At 64.5% G+C, this 22,301-nt stretch carries 24 protein-coding genes; 19 read left to right on the top strand and 5 right to left on the bottom strand.

What is annotated here, in order from left to right; genetic code table 11:
- Window positions 1-13: 13 nt before the first annotated feature.
- The 12 genes from ACO07J_RS20760 (at window position 14) to rnr (ending at window position 11,857) form a co-directional block, all read left to right on the top strand.
- Complete coding sequence (locus ACO07J_RS20760; RefSeq protein ID WP_422033480.1) at window positions 14-355, top strand: DUF2794 domain-containing protein; 342 nt, start codon at window positions 14-16, stop codon at window positions 353-355.
- Window positions 356-455: 100 nt separating this feature from the next.
- Window positions 456-1,019 carry a NifU family protein gene (locus tag ACO07J_RS20755; RefSeq protein ID WP_422032508.1) on the top strand — a complete coding sequence of 188 codons (564 nt, stop codon included), beginning with the start codon at window positions 456-458 and terminating at the stop codon, window positions 1,017-1,019.
- Window positions 1,009-1,605: a tRNA (adenosine(37)-N6)-threonylcarbamoyltransferase complex dimerization subunit type 1 TsaB gene (gene tsaB / locus ACO07J_RS20750; RefSeq protein ID WP_422032506.1), complete on the top strand. Its 597-nt coding sequence runs from the start codon at window positions 1,009-1,011 to the stop codon at window positions 1,603-1,605. Before ACO07J_RS20755 ends, tsaB begins: the two co-directional genes overlap by 11 nt.
- Window positions 1,595-2,008 carry a GNAT family N-acetyltransferase gene (locus tag ACO07J_RS20745; RefSeq protein WP_422032504.1) on the top strand — a complete coding sequence of 138 codons (414 nt, stop codon included), beginning with the start codon at window positions 1,595-1,597 and terminating at the stop codon, window positions 2,006-2,008. The genes tsaB and ACO07J_RS20745 overlap by 11 nt, the downstream gene beginning before the upstream one ends.
- Before the next feature lie 245 nt (window positions 2,009-2,253).
- Window positions 2,254-3,243, top strand: coding sequence for a BMP family lipoprotein (locus ACO07J_RS20740; protein WP_422032502.1), 990 nt, complete (start codon window positions 2,254-2,256; stop codon window positions 3,241-3,243).
- A 6-nt stretch (window positions 3,244-3,249) separates the two neighbouring features.
- Complete coding sequence (locus ACO07J_RS20735; RefSeq protein ID WP_422032500.1) at window positions 3,250-4,884, top strand: ABC transporter ATP-binding protein; 1,635 nt, start codon at window positions 3,250-3,252, stop codon at window positions 4,882-4,884.
- Window positions 4,877-5,974, top strand: coding sequence for an ABC transporter permease (locus ACO07J_RS20730; RefSeq protein WP_422032498.1), 1,098 nt, complete (start codon window positions 4,877-4,879; stop codon window positions 5,972-5,974). The genes ACO07J_RS20735 and ACO07J_RS20730 overlap by 8 nt, the downstream gene beginning before the upstream one ends.
- Window positions 5,971-6,606 (top strand): LysE family translocator, encoded by a 636-nt coding sequence (locus tag ACO07J_RS20725; RefSeq protein WP_422032496.1) that lies wholly within the window; start codon window positions 5,971-5,973, stop codon window positions 6,604-6,606. The genes ACO07J_RS20730 and ACO07J_RS20725 overlap by 4 nt, the downstream gene beginning before the upstream one ends.
- Window positions 6,607-6,610: 4 nt before the next feature.
- The gene (locus ACO07J_RS20720) at window positions 6,611-7,576 is read left to right on the top strand and encodes an ABC transporter permease (protein ID WP_422032494.1); all 966 of its coding nucleotides are present in this window, start codon (window positions 6,611-6,613) and stop codon (window positions 7,574-7,576) included.
- Window positions 7,577-7,826: 250 nt separating this feature from the next.
- Window positions 7,827-8,744, top strand: coding sequence for a sulfite exporter TauE/SafE family protein (locus ACO07J_RS20715; protein ID WP_422032492.1), 918 nt, complete (start codon window positions 7,827-7,829; stop codon window positions 8,742-8,744).
- Between the two features lie 3 nt (window positions 8,745-8,747).
- The gene (locus tag ACO07J_RS20710; RefSeq protein ID WP_422032490.1) at window positions 8,748-9,506 is read left to right on the top strand and encodes a TIGR02186 family protein; all 759 of its coding nucleotides are present in this window, start codon (window positions 8,748-8,750) and stop codon (window positions 9,504-9,506) included.
- A gap of 83 nt (window positions 9,507-9,589) precedes the next feature.
- Window positions 9,590-11,857, top strand: coding sequence for a ribonuclease R (rnr, locus tag ACO07J_RS20705; RefSeq protein WP_422032487.1), 2,268 nt, complete (start codon window positions 9,590-9,592; stop codon window positions 11,855-11,857).
- On the opposite strand, the gene ACO07J_RS20700 is transcribed toward rnr, so the two are convergent.
- The 3 genes from ACO07J_RS20700 to ACO07J_RS20690 form a co-directional block, all read right to left on the bottom strand.
- Window positions 11,854-12,807 (bottom strand): calcium/sodium antiporter, encoded by a 954-nt coding sequence (locus ACO07J_RS20700; RefSeq protein WP_422032485.1) that lies wholly within the window; start codon window positions 12,805-12,807, stop codon window positions 11,854-11,856. The genes rnr and ACO07J_RS20700 overlap by 4 nt on opposite strands.
- Window positions 12,808-12,883: 76 nt before the next feature.
- Window positions 12,884-13,309 (bottom strand): DUF1801 domain-containing protein, encoded by a 426-nt coding sequence (locus ACO07J_RS20695; RefSeq protein WP_422032484.1) that lies wholly within the window; start codon window positions 13,307-13,309, stop codon window positions 12,884-12,886.
- Between the two features lie 11 nt (window positions 13,310-13,320).
- Window positions 13,321-14,019 (bottom strand): glutathione S-transferase family protein, encoded by a 699-nt coding sequence (locus ACO07J_RS20690; RefSeq protein ID WP_422032482.1) that lies wholly within the window; start codon window positions 14,017-14,019, stop codon window positions 13,321-13,323.
- A gap of 87 nt (window positions 14,020-14,106) precedes the next feature.
- On the opposite strand from ACO07J_RS20690, the gene ACO07J_RS20685 reads away from it, so the two are divergent.
- Together ACO07J_RS20685 and ACO07J_RS20680 are read left to right on the top strand one after the other, a co-directional pair.
- Window positions 14,107-14,811, top strand: coding sequence for a helix-turn-helix transcriptional regulator (locus tag ACO07J_RS20685; protein WP_422033478.1), 705 nt, complete (start codon window positions 14,107-14,109; stop codon window positions 14,809-14,811).
- Between the two features lie 92 nt (window positions 14,812-14,903).
- Window positions 14,904-16,247, top strand: a complete 1,344-nt coding sequence (locus tag ACO07J_RS20680; RefSeq protein ID WP_422032480.1) for a lytic murein transglycosylase — start codon at window positions 14,904-14,906, stop codon at window positions 16,245-16,247.
- A 9-nt stretch (window positions 16,248-16,256) separates the two neighbouring features.
- On the opposite strand, the gene ACO07J_RS20675 is transcribed toward ACO07J_RS20680, so the two are convergent.
- Window positions 16,257-16,919: a ChrR family anti-sigma-E factor gene (locus ACO07J_RS20675; RefSeq protein ID WP_422032478.1), complete on the bottom strand. Its 663-nt coding sequence runs from the start codon at window positions 16,917-16,919 to the stop codon at window positions 16,257-16,259.
- 6 nt (window positions 16,920-16,925) lie between these two features.
- Complete coding sequence (locus ACO07J_RS20670; protein WP_422032476.1) at window positions 16,926-17,582, bottom strand: sigma-70 family RNA polymerase sigma factor; 657 nt, start codon at window positions 17,580-17,582, stop codon at window positions 16,926-16,928.
- 125 nt (window positions 17,583-17,707) lie between these two features.
- Here ACO07J_RS20670 and ACO07J_RS20665 point away from each other — a divergent pair, with 125 nt between their 5' ends.
- Genes ACO07J_RS20665 through ACO07J_RS20645 form a run of 5 tightly spaced genes read left to right on the top strand, consistent with a single transcriptional unit; the run spans window position 17,708 to window position 22,272 of the window.
- Window positions 17,708-19,009, top strand: coding sequence for an NAD(P)/FAD-dependent oxidoreductase (locus ACO07J_RS20665; RefSeq protein ID WP_422032474.1), 1,302 nt, complete (start codon window positions 17,708-17,710; stop codon window positions 19,007-19,009).
- A complete protein-coding gene (locus ACO07J_RS20660; RefSeq protein ID WP_422032472.1) occupies window positions 19,006-19,761 on the top strand; it encodes a DUF1365 domain-containing protein in 756 nt (251 codons plus the stop codon). The genes ACO07J_RS20665 and ACO07J_RS20660 overlap by 4 nt, the downstream gene beginning before the upstream one ends.
- Window positions 19,758-20,981, top strand: a complete 1,224-nt coding sequence (locus ACO07J_RS20655) for an MFS transporter (protein ID WP_422032470.1) — start codon at window positions 19,758-19,760, stop codon at window positions 20,979-20,981. The genes ACO07J_RS20660 and ACO07J_RS20655 overlap by 4 nt, the downstream gene beginning before the upstream one ends.
- Window positions 20,978-21,541: a DUF3833 domain-containing protein gene (locus ACO07J_RS20650; RefSeq protein WP_422032468.1), complete on the top strand. Its 564-nt coding sequence runs from the start codon at window positions 20,978-20,980 to the stop codon at window positions 21,539-21,541. Before ACO07J_RS20655 ends, ACO07J_RS20650 begins: the two co-directional genes overlap by 4 nt.
- Window positions 21,538-22,272, top strand: a complete 735-nt coding sequence (locus ACO07J_RS20645) for an SDR family NAD(P)-dependent oxidoreductase (protein ID WP_422032466.1) — start codon at window positions 21,538-21,540, stop codon at window positions 22,270-22,272. Before ACO07J_RS20650 ends, ACO07J_RS20645 begins: the two co-directional genes overlap by 4 nt.
- Window positions 22,273-22,301: the final 29 nt, after the last annotated feature.

The raw sequence follows: 22,301 nt of genomic DNA, 5'->3' as shown, positions 1-22,301 counted from the left end.
CAACTCTGGCCGCATGACATTCCAATCCACACCGTTTCCCGCGCAGCCCGGCACCGCGCAGGTGGCGTTCCAGAGATCGGAACTCGGTATTATCCTGTCCTTGTACGGCCGCATGGTCGCCGCCGGCGAATGGCGGGATTACGGCATTTCCTGCTTGAAAGACGTGGCGGTGTTCTCGGTATTCAGGCGCACGGCAGAGCACCCTCTCTACCGCATCGAGAAACGCCCTCACCTCCGGACGCGGCAAGGCCAGTACACGGTAATCGGCATGGATGGGCAGATCCTGAAGCGCGGAAGTGACCTGAAAACCGTGCTTCGGGTGCTCGAACGCAAGTTGATTAGGCCGGTCGAATAGTTCGGCTTCCGCCGCCGTCACTGTATTTAGAATCATTCCAAACCTTGACAGGCGCAGCCATGGGGCGCATATCCGGTACATCTATGGAAAGGCGTGACCCATGTTCATTCAGACCGAATCCACCCCGAATCCCGCGACGCTGAAGTTTCTTCCCGGACAGACTGTTCTGGACGCCGGCACCGCGGATTTCCCCACCCCCGAAACAGCGGGCAAGTCGCCACTGGCTGAGCGCCTGTTCAAGGTACAGGGCGTGACAGGTGTGTTCTTCGGCAATGACTTCGTCACCGTCACCAAGGCCGACGAAACCGAGTGGGATCACATGAAGCCGGCCATCCTTGGCGCCATCATGGAGCATTTCCAGTCGGGCAAGCCGGTCATGTCGGGCGACTCCGTGGCCACGTCGGGCCATGCCGAGCATGACGGGGAAGATTCCGAGATCGTTGGCCAGATCAAGGAACTGCTCGACACCCGCGTCCGCCCCGCGGTGGCCCAGGATGGTGGTGACATCACGTTCCACGGGTTCGAGCGCGGCGTCGTATACCTGCACATGCAAGGCGCCTGCGCCGGCTGCCCCTCCTCGACCATCACCCTGAAGATGGGGATCGAGAACCTGCTGCGCCATTACATTCCCGAGGTCACCGAGGTTCGACCCGTTGGGATCTGACGAGCTCGTTCTGGGGTTCGACACATCGGCCGCGCATTGCGCGGCCGCTTTGCTGTCCGGCGACCGGGTTCTGAGTGTACGTGCCGAGGAAATGGGACGTGGGCAGGCGGAAAGGCTGATGCCGCTGCTTGAAGAGGTGCTGACCGAAGGCGGCGCCTGTTGGCGCGACCTCAGCCGAATTGGCACGGGGACAGGCCCGGGCAATTTCACGGGAATTCGGATCTCCGTTTCGGCGGCGCGCGGTTTGGCCCTGGCGCTGGACATTCCGGCAATAGGCATTGCCACGTTCGACGCGGTCAGTCTCGCGACCACGGGTTCACACCTGCCTATCGTTCCTGCCCCGAGAAATCAGGTCTACATCCGGCCGAAGGCGTCGAACCCGCGCCTGGTTTCGGTGGAGGAGGCAGAGCGCCTCGGCCAGCCGTTGGTCTACCCGCCTCCGCCCGGAGAACTGGCAGCCGCCATTGCCCGGTTGGCGGCACAGGCAGATTTGCCGGCCGCCGCCCCTGCCCCGCTTTACATCCGCCCCGCCGACGCCGCGCCGCCGCGCGAAGCACCGCCGGTCATCCTCGACGATGACAGCTGAAGAGATGGCCAACTGCCATGCCCGCGCCTTTGCCGCGCAGGGGCGCCCATGGTCAGCACGGGAATTCGCCGGCCTTCTCGACAGCCCCTACGTGTTCTCCTCAGGAAATGCGCATGCTTTCGCGCTCGGCCGTGCCGTGGCCGACGAGGCGGAGCTTCTGACCATCGCCACAGACCCGTCGTATCAGCGACAGGGCCTTGGACGCGAGGCCTTGTCGAACTTCGAGGCCACGGCAGCGGCCCGGGGAGCCAGCCGAGTCTTCCTTGAAGTCGCGGCGGGAAACGCACCCGCAATCGCACTTTACAATGGCAGCGGGTACCGGGTGACGGGGCGTCGCGCGGGCTATTACCAGACGTCTGAGGGGCAAGAGGACGCCCTATTGATGGAGAAAACCCTGGGTTGAGCTTCCCGGCTTTCACACGAGACCGTTCCCGTGCGTCCCGTGCATCTGTCTGCCAGTGGTGAAACGTGTTGGTTGCTTTGTCTGGCCCGGTACTGCGGGGTCCGGAACTTTGACGCGGCGGCAGGCCGCATCTTCTATTGACCCGGAGCGGCAAGTGCGGGCTTACTTGCCCCCATTACATCGGCACCGCGCAGGAAGAGGCCAATCAGGCCCGGCGCGCGCGGTCATGTTCAGGGAGAGACACAATGACGATGATGAAACACTTCCTTGGCGCGGCGGCCACGCTTGCCCTCGGCGCGGGCGCCGCTCTGGCCGACCCGGCTCTGATCTTCGATCTCGGGGGCAAGTTCGACAAGTCGTTCAACGAGAGCGCGCATAATGGCGCACAACGCTGGGCAGAAGAAACCGGTGGTAGCTACAACGAAGTCGAGCTGCAATCGGAAGCCCAGCGCGAACAGGCGCTGCGCCGCTTTGCCGAGGCCGGCAACAACCCCATCGTCATGGTCGGATTCGCCTTCGGCGAATCGCTGGGCGAGGTTGCCGGGGATTACCCCGAAACCAAGTTCGCCATCATCGACATGGTGGTCGAAGAGCCCAATGTGCGCTCCGTCGTGTTCAACGAGCACCAGGGTAGCTATCTCGTCGGCATGTTGGCTGCACAAACCAGCGAAAGCGGCACCGTGGGCTTCATTGGTGGCATGGACATTCCGCTGATCCGCAAGTTCGCTTGCGGTTACGTGCAGGGTGTCAAGGCGGTGAACCCGGATGCCACCGTGATCCAGAACATGACCGGCACGACGCCCGCCGCATGGAACGACCCGGTGAAGGGCTCGGAACTGACCAAGGCGCAGATCAGCCAGGGCGCGGACGTGGTCTATCACGCCGCAGGCGGCACCGGCACCGGTGTGCTGCAGACCGCAGCTGACGAGGGCATCCTCGGCATCGGAGTGGACAGCAACCAGAATTACATGCATCCCGGCTCGATCCTGACCTCGATGGTCAAGCGGGTCGACAACGCCGTCTATGACGCGATGTCGGCCGGGACAGATATGGAAACCGGCATTCAGGTCATGGGAATCTCGAATGACGGCGTGAGCTACGCCATGGACGAGCACAACGAAAGCCTTGTTACCGACGAGATGAAGGCCGCCGTCGACGAGGCCGCCGAGAAGATCGCCAGCGGCGAGCTCGAGGTGCATGATTACATGTCCGACAATACCTGCCCCGTCGAATAACAGCGGATGACGGGCGAACACGATACGGGGCGGCAGGCTTCTGCCGCCCCGGCCATTGAACTGAGGGGCATTTCCAAGGCGTTCGGCCCGGTTCAGGCGAACAAGGATATTTCGATCACCGTGAAGCCCGGCACCATTCACGGGATCATCGGCGAGAACGGGGCCGGCAAGTCGACCCTGATGTCGATCCTTTACGGGTTCTACAGGGCCGACAGTGGCAAGATCTACATCAAGGGGCGTGAAACGCGCATCCCCGACAGCCAGGCCGCGATTGCTGCGGGCATCGGCATGGTGTTCCAGCATTTCAAGCTGGTCGAGAATTTCACCGTTCTGGAAAACGTGATCCTCGGGGCCGAGGACGGGCGGTTGCTGAAGCCCAGCATCGCCAAGGCGCGAAAATCGCTCGAGGAGCTCGCCGACGAATACGAGCTGCACGTCAAGCCCGACGCGCTGATAGAGGATATCGGCGTCGGCATGCAGCAGCGGGTCGAGATTCTCAAGGCGCTGTATCGCCAGGCCGATATCCTCATCCTCGACGAGCCGACCGGCGTGCTGACGCCTGCCGAGGCGGACCAGCTGTTCCGCATTCTCGCCCGGCTGAAGGAAGAGGGCAAGACGATCATCCTGATCACCCACAAGCTGCGCGAGATCATGGAGATCACCGACACTGTCAGCGTCATGCGACTGGGCAAGATAGTGGAGACCGTGCAGACGGCCGAAACCAGCCCGGAACAACTGGCCGAGTTGATGGTGGGCCGGAAGGTGTTGCTCCGCGTTGAAAAGTCTCCGGCCGACCCCGGGAAACCCGTGCTTGAGGTCCAAGGTCTGAAGGTAACCGACAGCCAGGGTGTGGAACGGCTGCGCGGCATCGACCTGACCGTTCGGGCAGGCGAGATCGTGGGTCTGGCGGGCGTAGCCGGGAACGGGCAATCGGAACTTCTGGAGGTGCTGGGCGGGATACGCGAGGCCCGCGGCGAGGTGAAGGTCAACGGTCAGCCGCTCAGTCTGAAAGGTCATGGCGCCAATGGCCGTGACCGACGGGCTGCCGGCATTGGCCACGTGCCGGAAGATCGCCAGCGAGAAGGCCTGATCATGGATTACGCGGCATGGGAAAACATGATCTTCGGTTATCACCGTGACCCATCCATCGGGCGCGGCATACTGATGGACAACGCGGCTCTCATGGCCGAGGCCCGCAAGAAGATGGGCCGGTTCGACGTGCGCCCGCCGAACGAGAAGCTATCGGCCAAGAACTTCAGCGGCGGCAATCAGCAAAAGATCGTTCTCGCCCGGGAGATCGAGCGGAACCCCGATGTTCTACTGATCGGTCAGCCGACCCGGGGCGTGGATATCGGCGCGATCGAGTTCATTCACAGCCAGATCATCCGACTTCGCGACGAGGGCAAGGCGATCCTTCTGGTCAGCGTCGAGCTTGACGAAATCATGGCCCTGTCGGACCGGATCGCGGTGATGTTCGATGGCAGGATCATGGGCGAGCGGCGGCCCGACGAAACGGACGAGACCGAACTGGGCCTGCTGATGGCCGGGATCGAGGGCAAGCCCGAAGACGCCTTCAGGGCCATCGAGGAGGCGCAATTCGCCCAGGCCGCCGAAACCGAGGAGGAGAAGCATCATGGATAGGATGCCGGCTTGGGCCGATGCGGTGCTGGTGCCTCTCATCTCGATCATCCTGGCGGCGCTGATCTCGGCGCTGGTGATCCTGTTCATCGGCGAAGACCCGATCGCGGCTTTCAAGCTGATGATGACGGGCGCGCTGGGGTCGACCTATGGCTGGGGGTACACGCTCTATTACGCCACAAATTTCCTGTTTACCGGACTGGCCTTTGCCGTGGCGAGCCATGCGGGGCTGTTCAATATCGGCTCCGAAGGGCAGGCGATGATCGGCGGGCTGGGCGTTGCGCTTGTCTGTCTGGCAATTCCTTGGCCACACTGGGCGCTGGCCCTGCCCGCCGCCATCGTCGGCGCAGCGGCATTCGGCGCGCTGTGGGCGCTCATTCCGGCATGGCTTCAGGCCAAGCGGGGCAGCCATATCGTCATTACCACCATAATGTTCAACTTCATCGCGGCAGCCGTACTGAACTACATGCTGGTCAACATCCTGCGTCCGGCCGGGTCGATGGACCCGGCGACGGCGAAGTTTCCCGAGGGCGCGCATCTACCCACGCTGCATGATCTTCTGGCGCCTTTCGGCATCGCGTTCTCGAAATCGGCACCCGCAAATGTCAGCCTGGTGGTGGCTGTGGCCGCCTGCGTGCTGGTGTGGCTGTTGATCTGGCGGACGCGGCTGGGGTTCGAGATACGCGCGCTCGGTCATTCGGAAAGCGCCTCGCGATATGCCGGGATTCCGCCGGTGAAGATCGTGGTCATCGCGATGCTGATCTCCGGCGCCCTGTCGGGCTGCATGGCGATCAACAACGTGATGGGAGAGGCCGAACGCCTGATCCTGAACGCGACAGAAGGCGCAGGGTTCATCGGTATCGCGGTGGCGCTGATGGGGCGCAATCACCCGCTGGGCGTGTTTCTCGCGGCGATCCTGTTCGGTTTCCTCTACCAGGGCGGGGCGGAGCTGGCACTGTGGACGACGATTCCGCGAGAGTTGATCATCGTCATCCAGGCGCTGGTCATCCTGTTCACGGGCGCGCTCGACAACATGGTGAGGATACCGCTGGAACGGATATTCATGGCAACGCGAAAGCGGAGACGGACATGATCGATCTGGTCCCCTACCTGCCCGGTTTCATCGCCGCATATGCGATCCTGCTGGTGGGCGCGGCCTCGCCCGGTCCGGCCGTGGCGATGCTGTTGGGAATCTCAACCGTGCAGGGGCGCGGGCCCGCTTTGATAACCTGCCTGGGAATTGCCACCGGCAGCATGACGATCAACCTGCTGACAATGATCGGTGTCGGCCTGCTGTTGTCGCAGGCGGCGTGGGCCATGAACCTTTTGCGTCTCATCGGCGCGGCCTACCTGCTCTGGCTGGCCTGGGGGGCGTTTCGCAAGGCGTTGAACCCACCCTCGGTGAGCGCGGAACCGACGGCCCCGCAATCGACGGCGGCACTCTTTACCAAGGGATACCTGTTGCAGGTGACCAATCCGAAGGCCATCGCCTTCTGGCTGGCCATCGCCGCCGTGGGCGCGGTGAACGGGGCGCCCATGGCGGTGATCGCGACTTTCGTGTTGGGTGCCTTCTTCATTTCCTTCGTGATGCATGCGGCATGGGCACTTGTCCTGTCGTCGCGCCCGGTACGCGCGGCCTACGCCGGCGGACGGCGGTGGATCGAGGCGGGGCTGGGAAGCTTCTTTGGCTTCGCCGCCTTCAAGCTGGCAACGGCAGAAAGGTAGCGCGATGGATTTCATGACAGCCCTGCAGGTGCTGGACAGCACGGTCAGGTTGGCCACGCCGCTTCTGCTGGCGTGCCTTGCCGGGCTGTTCAGCGAGCGGGCGGGGATTTTCGATATCGGTCTGGAAGGCAAGATGCTGATCGCGGCCTTCTTTTCGGCGGCGGTGGCCTATACCAGCGGGTCGGTCTGGCTGGGCCTGTTGGCGGGGATCGGGTCGTCGATGCTGCTGGCGGGGCTCCATGGGCTGGCGTCGATCACCTTCCGGGGGGACCAGCTTATTTCCGGCGTGGCGATCAACTTTCTTGCGGCGGGCATGACGGTGCTGATCGCGCAGGACTGGTTTGCCGAAGGCGGCCGCACCCCGTCGCTGCTCGGGGCCGCACGGTTCGAGCCCATCACCCTGCCACTGGCGGAAACCCTGCGTAGCGTACCGGTGCTCGGGCCGATCTATGCGGAACTGATATCGGGTCACACGGTCGTTGTTTACCTCGCTCTGGCCTGCGTGCCGGCGACATGGTGGGTGCTGTTCCGCACCCGCTTCGGCCTGAGGCTCAGGGCCGTGGGGGAAAACCCGGCGGCGGTCGATACTGCGGGAATCTCGGTGATCGGGATGCGTTATGCGGCCGTCGGCATCTGCGGGGTGCTGTGCGGCATCGCGGGTGCCTACCTCGCCACATCCCTGCAGGCGGGGTTCGTGAAAGATATGACAGCGGGCCGGGGGTATATCGCGCTCGCCGCGCTCATCTTCGCCAAATGGCGACCCTGGTACGCCCTTTCGGCGACACTTCTCTTCGGCTTCCTGCAGGCCGTTGCGCTGCGGTATCAGAATATCGAGCTTGGCGGCCTGATCATCCCGGTACAGTTGATGGATGCACTGCCCTATATCCTGACGGTGATCATCCTTGCCGGGTTCGTCGGGCGGGCCATCCCACCCCGGGCCGGCGGCCAGCCGTATGTAAAAGAGCGGTAGTAATCCTGCGGGTCCAATCGGGCGATGTATGCCATGCGGGTCTTCGGCCATGCCGGGCCGCATGTCATGGGCGCAAGGGACGGCCTGCACATCCACCTTCACGAACAGGCAAACCGGGGCACCCGCCTTTCCGGACAGAGGCGCATATTCACGCAACTGTAAATCCAGTTCACAACATGTGATCCGACCAGAGCCACTTGCAGTGGCGTGCCCGCTTGCATTGAACAGGGACATGGGGCTAAGGGGCTTCATGCTGATATACCTTCCGATCGCCGAGGTCTCCGTCAACGCCTTCCTTCTTCTGGGGCTGGGCGGGCTGGTCGGTGTATTGTCGGGCATGTTCGGCGTTGGCGGCGGGTTCCTGATGACGCCGCTCCTGTTCTTCATCGGCATTCCACCCGCCGTGGCCGTGGCGACCGAGGCGAACCAGATCGTCGCGTCGTCCTTCTCGGGCGTTCTGGCACATCTGCGGCGGAAAACGGTCGATCTTCGTATGGGAACCGTGCTGCTGATCGGCGGCCTCATCGGGGCCGCGCTTGGCGTCGTGGTCTTCAACTACCTGCGCTCCCTGGGCCAGGTCGATCTTCTGGTCCGGCTTTGCTATGTCGTCTTCCTGGGCGTGATCGGCGGGATGATGTTCTTCGAAAGCCTGCGTGCGATTCGCAAATCGCGGCGCGGCGGTGGCGCAGCCACCCGGCGGAAACACACCTGGGTGCAGGGCCTGCCCTTCAAGATGCGGTTCCGCACGTCCGGCCTCTATATCAGTGTCATTCCTCCGGTGGTCGTCGGGATCCTGGTTGGCATTCTCGCGGCGATCATGGGCGTCGGCGGCGGGTTCATCATGGTGCCGGCGATGATCTACATCCTCGGGATGCCCACCAAGGTCGTCGTCGGCACCTCGCTCTTCCAGATCATCTTCGTGACCGCCTTCACCACCATGCTGCACGCGACGACCAACTACACGGTCGACGTGGCGCTGGCTGTTCTGCTTTTGGTGGGGGGCGTGATCGGCGCACAGATCGGAACCAGCATCGGCACGAGGATGAAGGCCGAACAACTGCGTATCCTGCTCGCGCTGATGGTGCTGGCGGTCTGTTTCAAGCTGGCCCTCGACCTACTCCTGCAGCCGAGCGAGCTGTATTCCATCGGCGCGCTCGGGGGGCACTGACCGATGGCGCGGCTCCTGGTCATCCTCCTGCTCTTCGCCCTGCCCGCCCGGGCCGAGGAAGTCGTGCTTGGCCTCAGCCAGGACGAAGTGGCAATCACGGCGAACTTCGATGGTTCGCACATCCTGGTTTTCGGAGCGGTGAAGCGGGAAGTGCCGATCCCTGCGGGCCCGCCGCTTCAGGTGGTCGTCGCGGTCTCGGGGCCGTCGAAGCCCGTGCTCGTGCGCCGCAAGGAACGGCGGTTCGGCATCTGGTTGAATACCGACAGCGTCCTTGTTGACAGCGCGCCCAGCTTTTACGCGGTCGCCACCAGCGGGCCGTTCGGCGAAGTGCTGACCGATGTCGAGGACCTGCGCCACCGGATCTCCATCGAACGGGCCATCCGCTCGGTCGGCGCGGCGATGCATATTCGCGGGGCCCAGAACTTCGCCGATGCCGTGGTGCGTATCCGCGAACGCTCGGGGCTGTACAAGATCGTCGAGGATTCGGTGGCCGTCGATCAGCAGACGCTGTTTCGTACAGCCATCGACATGCCGGCGAACCTGACCGAGGGGGAATATTCCACCCGCATTTTCCTGACACGGGAAGGCAGGGTCGTCTCGGTCTACGAAACCACGATCGACGTGCGCAAGGTCGGACTGGAACGCTGGCTCTACAACATGTCGCGGGAACAGCCTCTGTTCTACGGGCTCATGTCGCTGGCCATCGCCATCGCCGCCGGATGGGGCGCCTCGGCCGCATTCCGGATGCTCAGACAGGGGTGACGCCGGAATAGGGCAGGAACAGTCGCGCATCGCCCGCGTTTTTCCCGGATGACGCTCCTACCCAACCGTGCTACCTCACTCCCATGAGCCAGACGCCCTCGAAGGACGAAATCCTCAAGTGGATTTCCGACAACCCGACACTTACCTCGAAACGCGATATCGCCAAGGCCTTCGGGATCAAGGGCGCTGCGCGGATCGACCTGAAACGCGTACTTAGGGAACTCGAGGATGAGGGTCATCTCGAGAAGCGCAAGAAGACCTACCGCGACCCCGACAAGCTGCCGCCGGTGAGCGTGTTGCAGGTCTCGGGCCAGACCAGCGACGGTGAACTACTGGCCAAGCCGCTGGAATGGCACGGCGAGGGGGTCGAGCCGGTGGTCCTGCTGATCCCGCGCGCATCGGACCCGGCGCTTGGCGAAGGCGACCGGATCCTGGCGCGTTTGCAGGAGGTCAAGGGCGAGGATCACCATTACGAGGCCCGCCTGATCCGCCGCATCGGAACCAACCCGCGTAAGATCCTCGGCGTGTTCCGCAAGGGCGTCGAGGGCGGGCGGGTCATGCCCATTGACAAGGGCGACGGCAAGGAATGGACCGTGGCGGCCGATGCCACTGGCGGCGCCAAGGATGGCGAACTGGTCGAGGCCGAACAGGCCGGGCCCAAGGGCCGGATGGGCCTGCCCAAGGCGCGCATCGTCGAGCGGCTGGGCGACCCGTCGGCACCCAAGGCTGTATCGCTCATTGCCATCCACCAGCACGGCATTCCCGACGATTTTCCCGACGAAGTGATCACCGAGGCGGACAGTATGAAGCCCGCCGGCCTGTCGGGGCGCGAAGACCTGCGCGACATGCCTCTGGTCACCATCGACCCCTCGGATGCGCGCGACCATGACGATGCGGTCTGGGCCCATGCCGATGACGACCCGAAGAATGAGGGCGGCCATGTGCTTTGGGTCGCCATCGCGGATGTGGCGCATTACGTGCCCCCCGGCTCGGCGCTGGATGCCGAGGCGCGCAAGCGGGGCAATTCCAGCTACTTCCCCGATCGCGTCGTGCCGATGCTTCCCGACCGCCTGTCAGGCGACCTGTGCAGCCTGCACGAGGGCGTGCCCCGTGCCTGTATCGCCGTGCGGATGCAGATCGACGCGCATGGCCAGAAGGTCGGCCACCGCTTCGTGCGCGGGCTGATGCGCTCCGCCGCCTCGCTGAGCTACGAGGAAGTGCAGCGGGCGATGGACGGGGAGCCCAGCGACAAGTGCGGCCCGCTGATGGACGAGGTGATCAAGCCGCTCTACGCCGCGCACGCCGCCCTGCAGACCGCCCGCAAGACGCGCCAGCCGCTCGACCTCGACCTGCCCGAGCGCAAGGTGGTGCTGAGCGACGAGGGCAAGGTGCTGTCAGTCAATTTCGCCGACCGGCTGGATGCCCACAAGCTGATCGAGGAGTTCATGGTGCTGGCCAACGTGGCCGCCGCCGAGACCCTGATCGCCAAGAAATCCCCCCTGCTCTTCCGCGTCCACGAAGAGCCGCCGCCCGAGAAGCTCGAGACCCTGCGCGAGGTGGCCGAGGCCGCCGGGCTGGTGCTGGCCAAGGGTCAGGTTCTGCGCACGTCGCACCTGAACCAGCTTCTGCATGCCGCCGAGGGCACCGACCATTCCGACGTGATCAACATGTCGACCCTTCGCGCCATGACCCAGGCCTATTACAACCCGTCGAATTTCGGTCATTTCGGGCTGGCGTTGCAGGCCTATTCGCATTTTACCTCGCCGATCCGGCGCTATGCCGACCTCATCGTGCACCGGGGGCTGATCTCGGCCCATGGCTGGGGCGAAGACGGGCTGAGCCGCGCCGACGAGGAGCAACTGCAAGGCACCGCCGAACATATCAGCGAGACCGAGCGCCGCTCGATGACCGCCGAGCGGGACACGAACGACCGCTACCTTGCCGCCTACCTCTCGGAACGGGTGGGCGAAGAGTTCACCGGCCGGGTCAGCGGCGTGGCCCGGTTCGGCGCCTTCGTGCGGCTGGACGAGACCGGCGCCGACGGGCTGATCCCGGTGCGCGCGCTGGGGCGGGAATACTTTCATTTCGACCGGGATGCAGGCACCCTGATGGGGGCCGATACGGGCCTCACCATCGGACTGGGTCAGCGGGTTACTGTGCGCCTGTCCGAAGCGGCGCCGGTGACGGGGGGCATCGCGCTCGACCTGATCAGCATTGACGGCAAGACCGTGCAACAGGGTCAAAGCGCCAAGCGCGGCAAGTCCCGTGGCAAACCGGTCAAGCGCAAGCCCGCGCGGGCCGCGAAGAAGGACGCCAAGGTCAAGCGGAAGGTCAAGCGCAGCCGGCGCTAGACCGTCAAGACCAGCCAGCCGACATAGGCCACGTAGGCCGTGACCAACGCCGCGCCCTCGCGCCGCCCAACGCGCCAACCGCTGCGCGCGAAGACCAGGAAGATCACGGTCGCGGCCAGCATGACCCAGATGTCGAACCCGGCGATGCTGGCGGGTATGGCGAGGGGCGACACCATGGCGGTGATGCCCAGGATGCCGAGGATGTTGAAGATATTACTGCCCACGACGTTGCCGAAGGCCACGTCGCCCTGCCCCTTGCGCGCCGCGATGACGGATGTCACCAGTTCGGGCATCGAGGTGCCGATGGCGACGATGGTCAGGCCGATCACTTCCTCGGGCATGCCAAACCGCTCGGCCAGCGATATGGCACCGTCGACAAGGAACCGCGCGCCCAACAGGGTAGCGGCGAGACCGACCAGAAGGATCAGCGCCGCACGCCACGTGGCGCCTCGCGGTGCGGGCAGAACCTCGGCCTCGTGTTCGTACATGCCAGCGGCGGCCGTTTGGCGGCGGCGCTCGATGAGAACTGTTGCCAAAAGATAGGCCAGCAAGGCGGCCACAAACGCGGCCCCGATCGCCCGACCGACACCCCCGGCCATAACGGCGCCGACGCAGGCGAGAGTGGCCAGGGCCAAGACGCTGCCGTCGCGTTTCAACACCTCTGGCGCCACGCTGATGGGGGCGATCAGTGCACCGATGCCGAGGATGAGAAGGATGTTGCCGCTGTTGCTGCCGACGATGTTGCCGATGGCGATGCCGGGCGATCCGGCGAAAGCCGCTTGCAGGCTGGTGACGAGTTCCGGCGCCGAGGTGCCGAAGCCCACGATGGTCAGCCCGATCAGCAGGGGCGACACGCCGAAGGCCCGCGCCAATGCCACGGCGCCGCGGACCAGCATGTCGCCACCGACCAGTAACGCGACCAGCCCGGCTAGAACGAGGACAATGTCCATACCCGTGCTCCCTTGCGTATTGGCGCCCGGGGACTGGGCGTTCAGACTCGGCAGATGCGGTTGGTGCAGCGACCTTTCAAGGGGCCGCAATACCTATATTTCCTGGGGCTTGGCCAGGTCGGAGATGATAGGTCAGCGCATGCCGGATCAGATGCGACAATCGCTCCGGCTCGATCTGGGCCGGCGCGTCGAAAAGTACCGCACGGTGCCCGTCGAGCCTGTCCCAAGCCGGAAAAGCCGCAGCATAGCTCGAGATTATGGTCGTCTGACAATGGGCGAAGAGCGCGAACTGCGACTCATTGTGGAGGCCTGTGCGAAGCGTGGACCCCGTGCGGGGCCGCCGGGGAAGATAGGCGGGCTGGCCCCATTTGAGTGTCTCGTCGAGCGGGCCGACCATGGGAAGGCCGCGCGCCACTTCGAAGATCAGCCGGCGAAGCGCCAACACGCCCTCGCGCGCTTCGGGCGGGTATCCGTCGATGACATCGCGGACCGGATCCGACATACCGTCGAGGCTCATGACGGGTAAAGGACGGCTGCGGCGCGGTCGAGATAGGCAGCGATGCGATCGTCGTCGCGAACCAATGTCCTCAGCTCCGTCTCGCAAGGCAACGCGCGGATCATGTCGAGCACCGGCACCACCGCCGCATCGGCGGAACTCGGGGCGGGCCCGAACAGGTACCCGGTATTGCCGAGCGTGTTCCGGATTGCCTCCAGGTCGCGCGCCATGGCGCTCAACCGGTCGGCCTCGGAAAACCGGGCAATACCCTGCATTTCAAGCATGCGACGTATGCGCTTGCGGGCCGTTCCGGCAATCGTACCGCGAAGGGGCGCCGGCAGTTCGCCGAAAAACCGGTCGCGCAGCACCTCCCAGCACTCGTCTCGCAACCAGCGGTCATGCACCAGCCCATACCGCAACCCGTCTTCGACCATCCGCACAAGCGCGTGGCTGTGCGCCCGTTCCCCTGCTGTCAGGGACTCGTCGAACCCCGCGCCACGCTCTTCGAGCCATGCCTGGATCCGGCCGCTATCCGGTATCAGCGCCTCGGCCGTTTTCAGGACCGGCAGGCGGCGATACGGCATTTTCGACGTGTCGGTCGTGAAGCTCGGCTCCCAATCCTCGCCAGACATGTCGAGCAGGCACATCGCCTTCAGGCAGAACGGGCTGAAGCTCGGGTGCCGGTCGTCACCGGGAAAGGAAAGCAGGGTCAGCATTGGCGTACTCTGGATAAGACGGGGTTGGCTGGACGTTAGCAACACTTCGTGACACTACTTGTCAGGAGCACCGGCGATAGTGACCCAATGAGCCGAACCGACAGATTGTTCCAGCTGATGCAGGCCCTGCGCAGCGTCCCGCCCCCCGCGACCGCTGCGCGGCTGGCGGCCATGCTCGACGTGACACCGCGCACGATCTACCGCGATATCGAGACGCTACGGGGGTTGGGAGCCGTGATCGATGGCGCCTCGGGTTTCGGCTACACGCTGATCGAAGATGCCGCTTTGCCGCCGCTCAGCTTCGACACCGACGAGCTGGAGGCGCTGGTGCTGGGTCTTCGCGAGGTCGATCAGGTGGGCGACCCGGTGCTGGCCGCCGCCGCCCGTTCGGCGCTGGCCAAGCTAGGCGCACGGCTGCCGGCCAGCCAGGCACACCGCCTGAAACACGCGGTGCTGACGGCACAGAGATTCACGCCCCTGCCCGAGCCCGGCATCGATGTAAGCCTCTTGCGGCAGGCCACTTGGGACGAGCGCACCATCCGTTTCGACTACACCGATGCCGAGGGCCGCCAGACGCAACGCGAGGTCGATCCGCTCTCGGTGATCTACATGCAGGCCTCGCACTGTTTGCTGGCCTGGTGTCACCTGCGCGAGGACTTCCGCGCTTTCAGGTTGGACCGGATGCGCGAATTGTCGCTTACAGGTACGTCGTTCCGGCCCCGCAGGGTGCCCATGTTGCGCGCCTATCTGGCCGAAATGAGCGATCAGGCGCACGAGCGGGCGGCCGGATAGAGCCAGGGATCGTGCCCCCAGCGGATGGGGCACTTTCGCGAAAACCGAGTTCGCGTTACGATATGTCAAAATACCCGGCAAAAGGGTCAGGCATGAGCAGCACAGTAATAACGGCCTTCGTGGCTACGTTTGCAACCGTCGGGATAGCCTTAGCATCCCCGATCGATACGTCTTTGCGCCCCAAGGCGCGGCCCGACGGGACGCAGATCCCTGCCGTTGCCGATACGCAGGCTACCATATACGCCGAGCTGACCAGCAGTGTTCGACCGCTGGCAAGACCCAAGGATCTGGAAACCGCCGAGGCCGCACCCGTATCGACCTCTAACGCCGCTTTCGACAGATGGATACGCGGGTTCCGCGGCCGGGCACTCGCCCAGGGGATAAGTGCGCGCGTCTTCGATGCGGCCTTCCAGAATGCGCGCTACACGCCCGACGTGATCATCAAGGATCGCAATCAGACCGAGTTCAAAAGCAACATCTGGGATTACCTCGACAATGCCGCGGCCCCGCCGAAAGTCGAGGAAGGCCAGCAGGCCCTGCGCCGCCACAACCCCACCCTGCAGCGGATCGAGCAACGTTACGGGGTCGACAAGGAAGTTGTGGCAGCGGTCTGGGGATTGGAAAGCCGCTATGGCACCCGCATGGGCACCTATCCCATGATCGACGCCCTCGCCACGCTCGCCTTCGACGGGCGGCGGGGCAGTTTCTTCGAAAAGCAATTGATCACGGCTCTGAAGATCGTGCAGTCAGGCGATGTGACCTTGCGCGATTTTCAAGGATCCTGGGCCGGTGCAATGGGACACACCCAGTTCATTCCAACGTCGTACATGGCCTATGCGGTCGATTTCGACGGCGACGGAAAACGCGACGTCTGGTCGAGCGATCCTGGCGATGCGTTGGCATCGACGGCCGCCTACCTGCGGCGCTTCGGCTGGATCACGGGCCAGCCATGGGGGGTCGAAGTACGCGTTCCCCGCGGGCTCGGGAGTACGGGCGGGCAGCGGATGCCGTCGCAATGGGCCCAGCTCGGCGTGGTCGGCGTAGATGGCCGGCCGGTGCGCGATTATGGTAGCGCATCGCTGCTGATGCCCGCGGGACGCAATGGTGCGGCCTTCCTCGTCTTCAAGAATTTCTCGGTCATCAAGCGCTACAACAATTCCGACGCCTATGCCCTCGGGGTCGGCCACCTGTCGGACCGCTTGAAGGGCGGGCCGCCGATCCAGGGGCCATGGCCGCGCGGGTACGAACCGCTCTCGTTCAACGAGAAGATGGAATTGCAGAGCCTGCTCAAAAGCCGCGGCTATGCGCTGGAGAAGATCGACGGCCTGATCGGGCCGAACACCCGCACGGCCATCGCCGACTTTCAGCGCTCTGCTGGTATGCGGCCCGATGGCAACCCCTCGCAGGACGTGCTCAAACAGTTGAAGAGCCGGTGATCCGGCAGCTCAAATCCGCAGGAAGGGTTGCGCAATCCGCGGCAGCCAGCTGTTGAATTTCAGCGGCGCGTCGGTCGCGGCAAGGCAGATGCAATCCTCGCCGATATCGGCAATCGGCGTGTGATCGAGGTCTTCATTGGCGACCTCGATATCGCCGGGGCCGAAATGATCGACCTTGTCCTCGAAAGCACCCTTGAGAACCAGCGTCAGTTCAGTGCCCCTGTGACCGTGATCCGGCACGGCCGCACCGGCGGGGATGTAAAGCAGCCGCGCGGTCGCACCGCCTGAAGTCGGCAGAATTGCCTGCTTCACGCCCATCCCCACGGATCGCCAGCGGACCGCTTCGAGATCGCCGCCCACATAGGCCCGCACCGGCGCGGGAAGAACGCCTTCTTCTATCGGCGCCGCGTCAGCGGGCGCGAGCGGCCGCGTGTCGGACAGCTCGATCAGCTTGAGCGTCGAGGCAAGGCTGTCTGCCGACATCTCCTCCGCCTCGCAACTGTCCATCAAGGAACCGCCGACGGTATCGAACGCCCCGAGCCGGGCGCGGCATTCGTCACACATCGAGACATGCGCCGCCACGGCAAGGCTGAACGCCTCGGGGAGCGAGCCCGCCGAATAAGCCATCAGCAGCGCGTCAGTAAGGTGATGTTTGATCGTGTCCTGTGTCATTCTCTTCTACTTCATCGCATGGCGCAGGCGATCCAGCGCCAGCCGTATCCTCGATTTGATCGTGCCGAGCGGAAGCCCGGTTTCCTCGGCGATTTCACGGTGACTCAGGTCACCGAAATACGCCTTCTCGATCAGTTCCCTCTGTTTCGCAGGAAGCGCGGCAACCGCCTGCTCCAGCTTCTCGCTCTCCTGTTGCAGGGCCAGGATATCCTCCTGGTCCGGCTCTTCTTCCGGTCCCCACGGAAGGTCTTCCGGTTCAGGCCGCTTCATCTTGCGCAGCGCGTCGATCTTGCGATTCCGCGCGATGGTGAAAATCCAGGTCGCCGCGCTGGCGCGGGTCGGGTCGAACTGGTGCGCCTTTTGCCACACGGCGGCCATCACCTCCTGCGTGCATTCCTCGGCCATCGCGGCATCCGCGCCCGAACGCATCAGGAATGCCTTCACCCTCGGGGCAAAGTGCCGAAAGAGCGCCGCAAAGGCCGCTTTGTCGCGCGACTCCCGTATGCGAAGGATGCACGTCGACCATTCGAGGCCTGGATATTCTGGTTCGTCCTTCGCTTTCACCGGCTCCACCACCGTTATCGGTCGTAACCGGTGAATAGCACGCCCGATAACGACGGGCGAGACTGCCGGCTCTTCCAACGGTGCGGTTTCACTGTACATGGGGAATTTACGGACATCCCGGCGTGTTGGATCACCGCCACTAATTATTTTTTTCCGTTTTCATCCGATTCCCACCCCCCCGCGTAAAACCCTCAAGAACAACGAATTAACGAGTTGGGGAACGAATGCCGTTTGAGAGTGGCGCAATGACGCGCAGACGAGTTGCCGTGGTTGGCGCAGGAATATCGGGAATGGGCGCGGCCTATGCCCTGTCGGGCCTGCAGGACGTGACCCTGTTCGAGGCAGAGCCTCGGTTGGGCGGCCACGCCCGTACGGTCATGGCCGGCAAGAATGGCGATCAGCCGGTTGATACCGGGTTCATCGTTTTTAACCATGCCAATTACCCGAACCTGACACGCCTGTTCAAGGAACTCGACGTGCCCGTCACGAAGAGCGACATGAGCTTCGGCGCATCGGTGCGCGGTGGCGCGGTGGAATACGGCCTGGCCGGGGCTGCGGCGTTCTTTGCGCAGAAGCGCAATGCGCTGAATCCGTGGTTCCTGTCGCTCCTGCGCGACATCTTCCGCTTCAATGCCCGCGCGCTGGATACGGTGGGCGCTTGCCCCGACCTCTCGATCAACGAGTTTCTGCACCATGTCGGGACCGGCCGCTGGTTCCGCGACTATTACCTGCTGCCCCTCACCGGCGCGATCTGGTCCACGCCGACACGGCAGGTGGGGGCCTTCCCGGCAAAGGCGATGGTGCGGTTCCTGAAGAACCACGGCCTTTTGTCCTATGACGGGCAGCACCAGTGGTACACGGTCCGGGGCGGCTCGGTACAGTACGTGGACCGGGTCGGCGCCGCGCTCCGCCGGCAGGGGGCAGAACTGCGCCTCGGCTGCCCGGTGCAGGGCGTGCGGCGCGACGCGACGGGCGTCTTCGTCAAGACCCATGGCGGCGACTGGGAGCATTTCGACGATATCGTTTTCGCCACCCATTCCGACGACAGCCTCGCCCTGCTGAACGTCCCCAGCCCCGAGGAAAAGGCCGCGCTCGGCGCCGTGCGCTACCAGCCGAACGACGTCGTACTGCACGCCGATACTAGCGTGATGCCAAGGCGCCGCCCGGTCTGGTCGTCGTGGAACTATTCCGAAAGCCCGGCAAGGCGCGACGGCCAGATCGACATCACCTACTGGATGAACCGCCTGCAGCCGATCCCGGCGGATGACCCGCATTTCGTGACGCTCAACTCCAACCGGCCGATCCGGGAGGAGCTGATCTACGACCAGGTCACCCTGCGCCACCCTGTCTATGACCTTGCCGCCTTTGACGCGCAGGCAACGTTGCGGGCGATGAACGGGGCGCGGAACACGTGGTATTGCGGCGCGTGGATGCGCGACGGCTTTCACGAGGACGGGCTGGCCTCGGGGCTCGAGGTGGCCGACGCAATCGTTGCGAAGAGCGCGATCCCGATGGCGGCCGAATGAACCAGGTCGACCATATCGCCGGCCACACGTGGCACGGGCGCAAGGGCGCGGTCGAGAACGCCTTCCGCTACGGGATCGACTACGTGCTGCTCGATGCCGAGGGCGAACCGGACGCCCCCCGGCTGTTCGGGCGAAACCGCGCCGGGCTGGCCTCGGTCTGGGACAGCGATCATGGCGGGCCGCCGAAACACGGGCGCGGCCCGGCATGGGTGCGCGAGGTGCTGGAGACGCATGGGCTGGGCAGCCCCGCGCGCATCGAGCTTCTCGCGCAGCCCCGTATCCTCGGCCACGTCTTCAACCCGGTGGCATTCTGGATCTGCCGCGATGACGAGGGCAACGTGCCCGTGATCATCGCCGAGGTCACCAACACCTATGGCGACCGCCATTGCTATCTCTGCCATCGCGAGGATCTTGCCCCGATCGGCGCGCAGGATCGGCTGAAAGCCCGCAAGCTTCTGCACGTGTCGCCCTTCCAGCGGGTCGAGGGGGGATACGAGTTCCGATTCGACCTGCGCCCCGACCATATCGGGATCTGGATCGATTTCACCGGCGGCAATGGCGGCGTCACGGCGACGCTGGTCGGCAAGCGGCAACGCCTGAGCAACTGGAGCCTGATCAACGCCTGCCTGCGGCGGCCCTTCGGGTCGCGCCGGGTTCTGGCGCTGATTCACTGGCAGGCGCTGAAGCTGTGGTGGAAGGGCGCGCATTTCCGCGCCCGCCCCGAACCGCCACGGCAAGAGGTCAGCCGGTGAAAACCGCGCCGCGCCTGCCTGCGTTCGGCCTCTTTGCCGCCATGCTGGCCGCGGCCGGGCTGCCGCTCTACATCCATGCGCCGAAATTCTACGTCGACGAATACGGCGTCTCTCTGGCCGCCCTTGGAACGGTGCTGTTTGCGCTGCGGCTGATCGACGTGGTGCAGGACCCGCTACTCGGTCGTCTGGCATCCCTCCTTCAGAACCGGCGGGCCATTTCGGTGGCCGTCGCCGTGATTACAATGGCCGCCGCGATGCTGGGCCTGTTCGCGGTTGCGCCGCCCTTCGCACCGCTCGCATGGTTCGCGCTCATGCTGACGCTGGTCTTCTCCAGCTTCAGCTACCTGACCATCTGCTTCTATGCCGAAGGCGTGTGCTCCGCCGCCCGATTGACCGGCCAGGGCCACCTCCAACTCGCCCGCTGGCGGGAAACCGGCGCCCTTCTGGGCATTTGCGTCGCTTCGGTCGCGCCGGTGCTGATCGGGGGATATGGCGGCTTCGCGCTGGCCTTCGCCCTCCTGTCCGTCGTGGCAATCCGGGCCATGCACCGGGAATGGCGCGGCGCGGCGGTTGGCAACGACATGGGCTTTCTCACCGTCCTGCGCGACTCGGTGGCCCGCAGGCTGTTGCTGGTGGCCCTCTTCAATGCGGCCCCTGTCGCCGTCAGCTCGACCCTCTTCCTGTTCTACGTGGAAAGCCGCCTTCAGGCGCCCGGCTGGGAAGGTCCGTTCCTGTTGCTGTTCTTCCTGTCCGCCGCGCTGGCCGCGCCCTTCTGGGGCAAGCTGGCCGAGACGGCGGGTGCAAGACGGGTTCTGCTGATCGGCATGGTGCTCTCGATCCTCTCCTTCGGCAGTGCCATCTGGCTGGGCGCGGGCGATACGTTGGCCTTCGGGCTGATCTGCCTTGCCTCGGGCGCGGCGCTCGGGGCCGACATGACGCTTCTGCCCGCCCTCTTCGCCCGGCGCATGGCCGAGATATCGCCGGGCGCGAGCGAGGCGTTCGGCCTGTGGTCCTTCGTGTCGAAATTCACGCTGGCCTTCGCGGCGGTCACGCTCCTGCCGCTGCTCGAAGCGGGCGGATTCACCGCCGGCGGAGAGAACGGCGCCGGCGCGCTCTGGCTGCTCAGCCTGCTTTACGGCGCGGTGCCGTGCATTCTGAAACTGCTGGCGATCGGGCTGTTGGCAACGATTGACTTCGGGGAACGGGAGGTTGCGGCATGACGCCTGTCACTTGCTTCCTTCTCGGGGTCATTGCGGCGCTGGCGGGCGTTCTGCTCTTCAACCGGATCACGGGCTTCTCGGCACAGAAAACGTCCGATTATGCCGGTCAGGATCCCGCCTTTGACCTGCGCACCCATCTCAGCGGGGCAATCAAGTGCGAGGGCGTGATCTATGGGCCGACCGGACGCGTCGCCTCTCGTTTCGTGGGGGATTTCGAGGCGAATTGGCAGGGCAATCGGGGCGTGATGACCGAGTATTTCCTGTATGACAGCGGCACCACCCAGACCCGCCAGTGGCAGCTGCAACTGGGAAATGACGGCCGCATCAGGGCCGAGGCCGACGATGTGATCGGAACCGGCAGCGGGCAACAAGAGGGGCCCAGCGTAAACCTCAACTACACGATCCGCCTCCCGCGTGAGGCCGGGGGCCACGTGCTGAACGTGACCGACTGGATGTACCTTGCGCCGAACGGGGTGATCGTGAACCGCAGCCAGTTTCGCAAGTTCGGGATCAAGGTGGCGGAACTGGTGGCAACAATGCGAAGGGTAGACACGGTTTGACGGAATTTTCTGGCAAGACATACTGGCTGGTCGGCGCCAGCGAAGGGCTGGGCGAGGCTCTGGCCCACAAGCTCAGCATCGAGGGGGCAAGCCTGATCCTGTCCGCGCGCAACCGCGAGCGGCTGGAGGAGGTGGCGACCGCCCTGCCCGGCCGCGCCCGGGTGGTGACCATCGATGTCAGCGACGAGGACAGCGTGCGCAACGCCGCGCAGGAGGTCGGGGAAGTCGACGGGCTGGTCTATCTGGCCGGCGTCTACTGGCCCATGCCGGCGACCGAGTGGAATACCGAGCACGGCATCAAGATGGCCGACATCAACTTCACCGGCGCCTTCCGCGTGCTGGGGCAGGTCGTGCCCAAGATGGTCGAGCGGGATCACGGTCATATCGTTCTGACCGGCTCGCTGTCCGGCTTTCGCGGACTGCCCGGCGCCGTGGGCTATGCCCCGTCGAAGGCCGGGGTGATGGCACTGGCCCAGTCGATGCGGGCCGATTTGTGGCGCACGGGGGTGCGGGTGCAACTGGCCAACCCCGGCTTCATCAAGACCCGGCTCACCGACAAGAACGACTTTCGCATGCCGTTCCTGATGTCCCCGGAGCAGGCCGCGGCAGAGATGATGACCCTGATGCGTGACGAGAGTGCCTTCGACCGGCATTTTCCCGCCGCCTTCAGCTGGGTGTTCCGGCTGTCACGGTTCCTGCCGAACTGGGCCTACTACCGGCTGTTTGCGTGAGATCAAGGACTCCCGCTAAGCTGTCAGGC

The sequence above is a fragment of the Roseovarius sp. genome, assembly GCF_965228755.1.
GTDB lineage: Bacteria > Pseudomonadota > Alphaproteobacteria > Rhodobacterales > Rhodobacteraceae > Roseovarius.
Note: the sequence above shows the minus strand (reverse complement) of the source record. Positions and strands in the feature narration are given on the sequence as shown.

Bases quoted from the DNA above. Each gene is read 5' to 3' on its own strand.
- ACO07J_RS20760 (WP_422033480.1), top strand. From the start codon at position 14: ATGACATTCCAATCCACACCGTTTCCCGCGCAGCCCGGCACCGCGCAG.
- ACO07J_RS20755 (WP_422032508.1), top strand. From the start codon at position 456: ATGTTCATTCAGACCGAATCCACCCCGAATCCCGCGACGCTGAAGTTT.
- ACO07J_RS20745 (WP_422032504.1), top strand. From the start codon at position 1,595: ATGACAGCTGAAGAGATGGCCAACTGCCATGCCCGCGCCTTTGCCGCG.
- ACO07J_RS20740 (WP_422032502.1), top strand. From the start codon at position 2,254: ATGACGATGATGAAACACTTCCTTGGCGCGGCGGCCACGCTTGCCCTC.
- ACO07J_RS20735 (WP_422032500.1), top strand. From the start codon at position 3,250: ATGACGGGCGAACACGATACGGGGCGGCAGGCTTCTGCCGCCCCGGCC.
- ACO07J_RS20730 (WP_422032498.1), top strand. From the start codon at position 4,877: ATGGATAGGATGCCGGCTTGGGCCGATGCGGTGCTGGTGCCTCTCATC.
- ACO07J_RS20725 (WP_422032496.1), top strand. From the start codon at position 5,971: ATGATCGATCTGGTCCCCTACCTGCCCGGTTTCATCGCCGCATATGCG.
- ACO07J_RS20720 (WP_422032494.1), top strand. From the start codon at position 6,611: ATGGATTTCATGACAGCCCTGCAGGTGCTGGACAGCACGGTCAGGTTG.
- ACO07J_RS20715 (WP_422032492.1), top strand. From the start codon at position 7,827: ATGCTGATATACCTTCCGATCGCCGAGGTCTCCGTCAACGCCTTCCTT.
- ACO07J_RS20710 (WP_422032490.1), top strand. From the start codon at position 8,748: ATGGCGCGGCTCCTGGTCATCCTCCTGCTCTTCGCCCTGCCCGCCCGG.
- rnr (WP_422032487.1), top strand. From the start codon at position 9,590: ATGAGCCAGACGCCCTCGAAGGACGAAATCCTCAAGTGGATTTCCGAC.
- ACO07J_RS20700 (WP_422032485.1), bottom strand. From the start codon at position 12,807: ATGGACATTGTCCTCGTTCTAGCCGGGCTGGTCGCGTTACTGGTCGGT.
- ACO07J_RS20695 (WP_422032484.1), bottom strand. From the start codon at position 13,309: ATGTCGGATCCGGTCCGCGATGTCATCGACGGATACCCGCCCGAAGCG.
- ACO07J_RS20690 (WP_422032482.1), bottom strand. From the start codon at position 14,019: ATGCTGACCCTGCTTTCCTTTCCCGGTGACGACCGGCACCCGAGCTTC.
- ACO07J_RS20685 (WP_422033478.1), top strand. From the start codon at position 14,107: ATGAGCCGAACCGACAGATTGTTCCAGCTGATGCAGGCCCTGCGCAGC.
- ACO07J_RS20680 (WP_422032480.1), top strand. From the start codon at position 14,904: ATGAGCAGCACAGTAATAACGGCCTTCGTGGCTACGTTTGCAACCGTC.
- ACO07J_RS20675 (WP_422032478.1), bottom strand. From the start codon at position 16,919: ATGACACAGGACACGATCAAACATCACCTTACTGACGCGCTGCTGATG.
- ACO07J_RS20670 (WP_422032476.1), bottom strand. From the start codon at position 17,582: ATGTACAGTGAAACCGCACCGTTGGAAGAGCCGGCAGTCTCGCCCGTC.
- ACO07J_RS20665 (WP_422032474.1), top strand. From the start codon at position 17,708: ATGCCGTTTGAGAGTGGCGCAATGACGCGCAGACGAGTTGCCGTGGTT.
- ACO07J_RS20660 (WP_422032472.1), top strand. From the start codon at position 19,006: ATGAACCAGGTCGACCATATCGCCGGCCACACGTGGCACGGGCGCAAG.
- ACO07J_RS20650 (WP_422032468.1), top strand. From the start codon at position 20,978: ATGACGCCTGTCACTTGCTTCCTTCTCGGGGTCATTGCGGCGCTGGCG.